The organism is Fulvivirga kasyanovii, assembly GCF_009711405.1.
Taxonomy (GTDB): domain Bacteria; phylum Bacteroidota; class Bacteroidia; order Cytophagales; family Cyclobacteriaceae; genus Fulvivirga; species Fulvivirga kasyanovii.
In genome coordinates this window covers 1-8,022 of the sequence record NZ_SMLW01000383.1, presented here as the reverse complement: position 1 = coordinate 8,022, position 8,022 = coordinate 1, and the positions used below count along the sequence as shown (strand labels likewise).

Below are 8,022 nucleotides of genomic sequence, written 5' to 3'. Positions count from 1 at the left end.
ATTGTTGATGCACTGCCGGAACCTAAACCGGCGTATCCTACAGTATCAACCGTACTCAGGGTGATGGTGAAGAAGAAATTCATTGGTTATAACACCTATGGAAAGGTCCATGAATATTATCCGTTAATCAAAAAAGAAGATTACTTCAAAGCAAAGCTCAAAGGAATGCTGACCAGCTTCTTCGAAAACTCCTGGCAGGGTTTTGCTACTTTCTTTTCCAATACTGATATGTCGGTGGAAGAACTGGAGGCCATAAAGGCGGAAATTGATAAAGAGATCAAAAAGCAAAACCCATAAGTTATGGTATTTTATCTGATATTGGCGAGTACAGGCATGTTGGGTTTTTGGCTTTACTACTTTGTAGTACTCCGAAGAACCACTTTTTTCAACCTGAACAGATGGTATCTGTTTGGGGCACTTATTTTTTGCCTGCTTGTGCCGTTTACCCATCATTTTGTTGATGTCAGTCGTGGCATTGAGCCTGAAAGTAACAATGTCGCATTAACTTATGCTTCTGAAATGCTGAGCACGGTAGAGGCCATTCAGGACAGAGTTGTGATTGTACAGGAGGCTGCAACCGCCCATATATCATGGCTTTCGACACTTTATTTTGTTATTTGCGGCTTCTTTCTACTCAGGTTCATCTGGTCTTTAATCAGCATAAACCGGCTGGTAAAAGGTTCAGAGGAGGTGTCATCAACAGGGGTGAAAGTCTATAGAAACCATCGGATCACCCAGCCTTTTTCTCTATTTGGTCGTGTGTTTATTCCAGGGAAGTGGGATGATGTGCCCGGCGAAATCCTATACCATGAGCTTGAACATATTAAAAAGCGGCATTTTATAGATGTTGTACTTATTGAGTTTGTTACCATATTGTTTTGGTTCAACCCGGTTATTTATTTTTATAAAAAGTCAGTCCGGCTCAACCTGGAGTATCTGGCAGACAGGGCTGTACTTTTTCAATGTGGCAATCCGCTCAAATATCAGTCATTACTTATTTCAAACGCACTTGAAAGTAGCATCAAGTCTCCAATAACAACACATTTTGCTACACCACTTAAAAACAGAATAACTATGATGAAAAAGCGAAAAACTCAAAATTGGATGAGGGTAGCCTTAATAGGCGCCATTCCTTTGGCCGCAGGCCTGGTGGCCATGAATACCCGCAATGAGGTGAAGCAGCCTTTGGAGGAATCCATTGCAACTATTCTCGATGTAGTGGAGAATGATAACAAGCCCTCCGGGTTTCCTCTGGCAGCAAATGAATTGGTCAAAGTATCATCAGAATATGGCCCGGCTATGCACCCAATATTGAAAGTGGAAAAAATGCACCAGGGAATTGACCTGGTGGCAAAGGAAGGTACGCCTGTTTATGCCACGGCTGATGGAGAGGTGCTAGAGTCGGCGGAAGGAGAGGTTAGAGGCCATTTTATTCGAATCCAACATTCGGAAGTTTACCTTACCCAATATGCTCACATGAGCCAAAGGGATGTAAAGGCAGGGGACAAAGTTAAGAGAGGCGAGGTTATCGGATATGTTGGGGATACGGGGCAGTCGAGAGGTGCGCACCTGCATTATGAAGTTCATGAAAATGGTAAACCCGTAGATCCGCGTGAATTTATGAAATGAATAGATATGGATCAGGAATGGTACTTTATCATTCTGATGGAGTCCCCACACTGATGCGAGTTATTTTCGCCCTGGCGTGGGGCTTTTTTATGAGGTTTGGTTTTGCATAGGCAGATAAAGAATAAACATATTTTCTAGCTTTGTACCCGATAGCGATTTACAAATGCATGAATATATAGCTTTTCTAAAGAGATACCCTTGGGCAACTTATTTGCTTCTAGCCGTCAATATAGTGGTTTTTGGAGCCATGGAACTTTCGGGCTATAGTTCTCAAAATATTTTCGATCTGTTGGATTGGGGCGCCAATTTCTATCCCTATACTTTTAAAGATGAGTGGTGGAGGCTGATTACCAGTATGTTCCTTCATATCGGTTTTATCCATCTTCTGGTGAACATGTTTGCGTTATATAGCCTGGGCTCTGATATCGAGTCGGCCTTCGGGCATAGGGCGTTTATCATTACTTACCTGGTTTCCGGTTTGTCAGCCGGGCTGGTTAGCGGGTACTATAATTTGTACGTGGTCAGTGCAGGTGCCAGTGGTGCGATATTCGGCATCTATGGCTTCCATATCATACAAGTGATTGCCCATGAATGGCATGACAAAAATGTGGTGATTAAGTCGTTTATCGGATTTGCTATTTATATCGCTGTCATGACCATCATTGGTACCCAGGCAAACTTTGACAACGCGGCCCATTTCGGAGGCCTTGGGGCGGGGCTGGTTATTGGTCTGGGTGATGTTGCTTTTAACAGTCAAAGAACACACCGCATTTATCCGTTGATATTGGTGGTTTCGCTGGGTTTGGTGTTTTTTACCTACATCAACATGTCCCGCGACAAGGTGCAGTACTTCGATATGTTCCAGGTATTCCTTCAGTCAGATAAAATGTCGGTGGACAGGATGAACAACAGTTATTCCTCCGATTCGGCTATGGTTTCGGATTTTTCCGAACTGTTGCTTGAGTGGGATACGGTGATGCAGGAAATAGATAGTTTGCCTGAGCTTCCGCCGGCATTGGAGAACGACAGGAAAACTCTTGAAAATTATGCAAAGTGGAGGTCAGAGGAAATTGGGTATATTGTGACCAGCCTAAAAGAGGAGTCGTATATCTATCTGGATAGCCTTGAGCTTGTGCGGTATAAAATGGATACCATGCCTCCTTTGCAATATGTACTCAATTACAACCGCCCTTCACCGTCTGCGCCTGATACTACAGAGGCGCAAAAGCCTCCCGCCCGGGAAATTGTAGAGGTATACTATGACAGCTTATGGAAGGAGTGCCCGATCTGGGAGCATCACTATTACCGCAGAGGTTATCAGGACAGCCTGGGCAGGTGGGACGGATTGGTCAGGGACTATTTTAAAAATGGTAAAATACAAATGAAGGGTAAATACAGCAAAGACCTGAAAGATGGTGTTTTTCTGTATTACAATGAGAACAATACATACTCGGCAGCAGGAAGGTATGAGGAGGAATACAAGGTTGGTAAATGGCAGTATTTTTATGAATCGGGAGTCATGTCATCGGAAGTTCGTTACCGCGACAGGGCCTATACTATCAACACGTGGGACTCAGTAGGCAACCCTATGGTAGTACAGGGCAATGGAGAAGATATTCATAAATACCCGAATGGTGTCATTGCTTCATACGCCAAATATGCAGAGGGCAGGATAGAAGGTGAAGCCTATGGCTACCATGAAAATGGGGAGCCTTATTATAAAGAGTTTTACAATGAAGGGCGACTGGTCTATGGAAGGTCTGTTTCCCGGGAAGGGGAGCGATTCGATTATGACATCAGCACCTTCATACCACATCCCGTAGGCGGAGCTGATGCCTTTCAGCAATATATTGCCTCGCATAAAATCTACCCACTCCAAGCTCGCCTGCACAATATATCAGGTGATCTGGAAGTGGTTTTTACAGTCCATACCGATGGCTCCATCAGTGATGTGCGCTTTATGAACCACCTGGGCTATGGCTGTGAAGAAGAAGCAGAGCGATTACTTAAAGCAGGCCCTGAATGGATACCGGCTTACCTGCATGGCATGGAGCCGGTGACTTCGGAGGGGAGTGTGGTGATCAGTTTTCCTTAAGAAAAATTGCAAAACATCATTTAGCTATAGAAAATGTATTTGGATCTAACCACTTAACACCAGATTCACCAAGCTTATTCCAAATTATTGGTAGTGCATTATTTGCTTTTGGGTTAATGTCATGAAACAAGATTATTCCCCTTCTCCACAGAAGCATGAGCGTTATCACACGATCAGCAACTTCCTGATGTGAAATTTTAGCATTCCAATCCTGAGAATCGATGTTCCATAGCATTAAGGTAGTATGGCTTTCTTTCAGGTAGGCAACCATCTGCTCATTTCTCTGTCCATAGGGCGGGCGGAAGTATTTTGTTTTAGGATTTTTAGTTTCCAGGGAGCCAATTACACCGGCAGTATATGAAAGAGAGCTCTCCCAGTCGTCGTATCGCTGATGAGGTTTATGAACTCTGCCATGCGAAGCTATAAGATGGTTGCCGTACAGCCGGTGTATTGCCTGGGACGGGTCTGACATTGCCCGGCTATTAAGCCTGTCTCCAAGTATAAAAAATATCCCGGTAGTGTGATTTTTGTTGAGTGTTTCAATGAGTCGGTCGGTGTGGCCACCTGGAGCAGTAGGGCCGTCGTCAAAAGTCAGGAGAAATTGCTTATCCGGTAATTCGAAACCTGTAACCTCTTCATTACTTAATGTTAATATTTCACTTGTGATCCGTGGGAATAGGGCTGCCAGCCTTAGCTGCTCATATACATAGCTGCTATAAAATTCTTTTGCATTCAAAAACCATTGGTGGAGTTCGGCCGGCAGCTTTTTCTCAATATGAAGAGACGTTTCTGACAGGTGTTGCCAGGTGACCGGATTGTTGATGACCGGTATTTTTTTATCCTCTGGCAGAGCGTTGAAATTTGTTAATAAAGTGTTCTTTGTACGCTTTTTCCATGCCAATGCTGAAGAAAGGTCAACTTTTGAAACTCCCAGATGGGTTTTTAGGCTGTCTTCATTCAGTTTTGTATTTAGACCTTCCAGAACATGAATAAAGACAAGCATTTCCATTTTGGAAGCGTAGTTAAAGCCTGTGGCAGAATTTATTTCATACGGCCACAGGCTTCTGTCCGCTTTTGCTATCTTCTTCGGCCCCTGGCCATACACTGATACTGTACCAATCAATAAAAATATTAGACCGACGTATTTTCTCATTATACATCCAAGGGTGCCCTTAACCATTAGATAGCTTTCAGTTAATTATTTCCCAGCTTTTCATTCATTCGCCTGATACCATTGTCGTAGGCACTATGTTGCTTTCTTTCTCTGGCCCATGAATAATGTTGCAGTGCATCAGCCCATTGACCTTTTTTCTCATAGATCTTGCCAATATTATAGTACGAGCTGGCCTGGATAGTGCTGGTATGAGGGCCGTTTGCCAGAGATATGGCTTTACGGTTGGCCCAGATAGCCTCTGCCTCTCTATTCAGCTTTTGGAAAGAAAGTCCAAGGTTGCTGTAAGCCTGGCCATTGTTCGGGTTCAGTTCAATGGCTTTTTGATATAGTTCTACTGAAAGCTCCAAATTGCCGGCATGATAAGCTTCTTCGCCTTTACGATTGGCAACTTTTGACTCCTGGATGTCATTTTGAGAAATCACTGGATCGCCGAAGCTTTCATCTTTTCCTCTAAACGTTTCTAAATTTGCCCGAACCCTTTCCCAGGTTGATGCATCCTGGAACTTGTTTATGTCAACAAAAGTGCCATATTCATCAATCATAAAAACGATCCACAGGTTACCTGCTTTTCGCATTTCCGGCACTTTATAGGTTCTGATCAAAGTGTTGCCAATATATACAAACACACTGGCATTACTTTTCGCTGACAGATCGGTGTTTGAAGACATGTCTTTCGCTGAATAATTGTGTACGGCGTAAACATACTTTTGCCCCTGGGCTTTTCTTTCTATGGTAATAGTTTCAGGACCATAACCATCAACATCATCCACGTCGAGGTTGGCAAGTGAGCCTGTTTTATGATGATAGCATATGTGATTGCCGGGATATGAGATATGTGAGTCCAGATCCTCAGGAGAGCTTCCCCAGTTTAATACTATTCTTATTCCATCCAACTCCTGCATGGTTGGGCTTAAAGCATAAGTAAGGTTATTGTAGGGGCCTTTGGCTACCAGAGTTGAATAGCCATCTTTTTTTATGATAATGGTAACAGAAGGATCATCAACGCCACCGAAAGGGGAGGGAATGCTGATCCGTCCCTGGCTGTCAGTTGTAGCTGTAACGGATGTTTCCCCGTTTTTCTGAAAAATAATCGTGGCTCCCTGAATGGTTTGATCTTTAACGGTTGCACTCAATACCTGTATTTCAGTTTTTTGTTGTGCAACCGCAAGTGAAAAGTTACAAAGGATAGCCAGCAAGATCAATAGTCTGACCGTTGCAAAAAAATGAGTCTTTAACATTTGTTGTAATACTATAGTGGAAATGAAATTAAAAGCGGAAAGGTATGAATTTGTGCTGATTTAGTAAGAGTATTTTTGGAAATATTTTATTGAAAATGAAAAAAATAATAGGTTGTGAACGGACACCTTGTAGATGCATGGTTGAATCTTTATAGTCTATTCCGCAGCCTCTTTTACGATGTTCAATGCTTTTTTATCCAAATATTTTTTTGCTTCATTAGGGTCACCGAACCAGGGGTACATCACATGGGCTTGCCCTATTCCATTTACAAAGTCAGCCGCAATGGAAGGGTTCTGGCTTGCGGCAAAAAGCAGTTCTTGTTGATGCGGGGCTGCACCTTGTAGCATTGAGGTAGTTATTGCATTGTTATATTGAGCGGTTTGCCAATACCCTTCGGTGACTTCTGTTATCCACTCTGCATCAAATTTCTTGTCCTCACTTTTAACAATCCTCTCAGCAATATAATGAGCAAATTTAGAGGCTCCATTAAGGCCTTGTGCCAGTATTGGATCATTTAAAATCAGTAAATCACCCATGGCCATTACTACGTTCCCGGAAGGTAACACACCCACCGGACATTTTACCGTAGGGGTTACAGCCCCACATACCCACTCATTTTTCCCTGCCAGAGATGCGTCTTTGATCATTTGAAACAATGGAGGGTAATTGTCTTTCAGAAATTTTTTGGTGAGTTCCAGTTGCCCGGCAGCATCAGCATTCCTGTCAAAGAAATCCATAGGCCCTCCGGGGATGGCTTCGAATAGTATATAAAAAATCCGTTCTTTGTTCTTGCTTAAAAAAGGAGACATAATTAACTCTCCAACCCCCTCCATGATATTATAGCTGCTACCCCCTGAAGTGGGGTCATTCATGTAGTTCAACTGGCAATTTTTGGCATAAAATAGAGCAAGGTGCCTTTGGGGTTTATCAAAAACAGTTTTTTTCTCATCCTTTTTGAATAGTTGTGATAACTCTCCTTTGCCGGTTGCCACAAAAACTGCATCATTTTTTACGGTAATTTCTTCTAATAAGGCTATAGTGCCCTTTTCTATTATGAGATTGCCTCCGCGCCTTTTAAATTCATTTAGCCACTCGGAAAACTTCAAGCGCAAATCGATAGTTTGGGCTTTTATTTTAAGAGGTGCTTCTATGGTGAAGGCTTTTGTTCCATCAGTGGTATATAGATCAAAGCGTACACCATCTATGTGCGTAGCCGGTTCTGATTTCCAAAAGTCTATACCAAGTTCTTTTTCATAGCCTAGGGAAGGATAAAACTGAATAGGGACAGGAGGGGCAGCACTGTTAAAAATTTCACAGGCATCCTTATCAGAGTATAATGTTACATGATACCCTTTGTTAAGCAGTTCAAAACCCAATTGTAAACCGGATTGACCTGCACCTACGATAGCGATTTTTTTCATGAGAGAAGTCTTAAAAGTATAAACATGAGAACATACTGTCTGCGAGCAATGAATGCTGGCTTCTTTAACTGATAACTGCCCCGGCTGGGGAGGAAATAAGAAGGGGCCAGTCTCAAATTTACGTTCGGAAAAGCCTTTGAGCTGGCCTCTTAAGGTGCTAATTTTTTAATGTTTAGCCGATCATAGCCTCTGTACCTTGATTTAACCAGGCCTTTGCTTGATTAATATCGTCAAATTGGCGCAATTCAAAATCTTTTATTTTGGTAATAGTATCTCTGGCAGAAAGCTTTGAGAAGACATTTTTAGGAAGTACAATAGCTTCATATAGCAGACCTGCCTGTATTACTTTAGGCATTATTTCGGAAACCAGCCAGTCCTTTGACCCGTCAAAAGATCCATTCATTTTGCTTAAGTCGGCTAGCCACTTTACTGCTTTTTTTTCGGCTATAACTTCGGCCACGTAT

General features: G+C 42.6%; 7 protein-coding genes. 3 read left to right on the top strand and 4 right to left on the bottom strand.

Going from position 1 to position 8,022, the window contains the following annotated elements; all coding sequences use genetic code 11:
• The 3 genes from E1163_RS04645 to E1163_RS04635 all read left to right on the top strand — a co-directional run.
• A partial coding sequence (locus E1163_RS04645; protein WP_155169997.1) for a BlaI/MecI/CopY family transcriptional regulator occupies window positions 1–297 on the top strand: 297 nt, incomplete at its 5' end.
• Window positions 298–300: 3 nt separating this feature from the next.
• Window positions 301–1,629, top strand: coding sequence for a M23/M56 family metallopeptidase (locus E1163_RS04640; protein WP_155169995.1), 1,329 nt, complete (start codon window positions 301–303; stop codon window positions 1,627–1,629).
• Between the two features lie 163 nt (window positions 1,630–1,792).
• Window positions 1,793–3,724: a rhomboid family intramembrane serine protease gene (locus tag E1163_RS04635; protein ID WP_155169992.1), complete on the top strand. Its 1,932-nt coding sequence runs from the start codon at window positions 1,793–1,795 to the stop codon at window positions 3,722–3,724.
• A gap of 16 nt (window positions 3,725–3,740) precedes the next feature.
• On the opposite strand, the gene E1163_RS04630 is transcribed toward E1163_RS04635, so the two are convergent.
• The 4 genes from E1163_RS04630 to E1163_RS30415 all read right to left on the bottom strand — a co-directional run.
• Window positions 3,741–4,877 (bottom strand): polysaccharide deacetylase family protein, encoded by a 1,137-nt coding sequence (locus tag E1163_RS04630; protein ID WP_185155957.1) that lies wholly within the window; start codon window positions 4,875–4,877, stop codon window positions 3,741–3,743.
• Between the two features lie 41 nt (window positions 4,878–4,918).
• Window positions 4,919–6,136 (bottom strand): tetratricopeptide repeat protein, encoded by a 1,218-nt coding sequence (locus E1163_RS04625; protein WP_155169988.1) that lies wholly within the window; start codon window positions 6,134–6,136, stop codon window positions 4,919–4,921.
• A 156-nt stretch (window positions 6,137–6,292) separates the two neighbouring features.
• Window positions 6,293–7,558, bottom strand: coding sequence for a styrene monooxygenase/indole monooxygenase family protein (locus tag E1163_RS04620; protein ID WP_155169985.1), 1,266 nt, complete (start codon window positions 7,556–7,558; stop codon window positions 6,293–6,295).
• Window positions 7,559–7,730: 172 nt separating this feature from the next.
• On the bottom strand, window positions 7,731–8,022 hold a 292-nt coding region (locus tag E1163_RS30415), incomplete at its 5' end, for a hypothetical protein (RefSeq protein WP_185155956.1).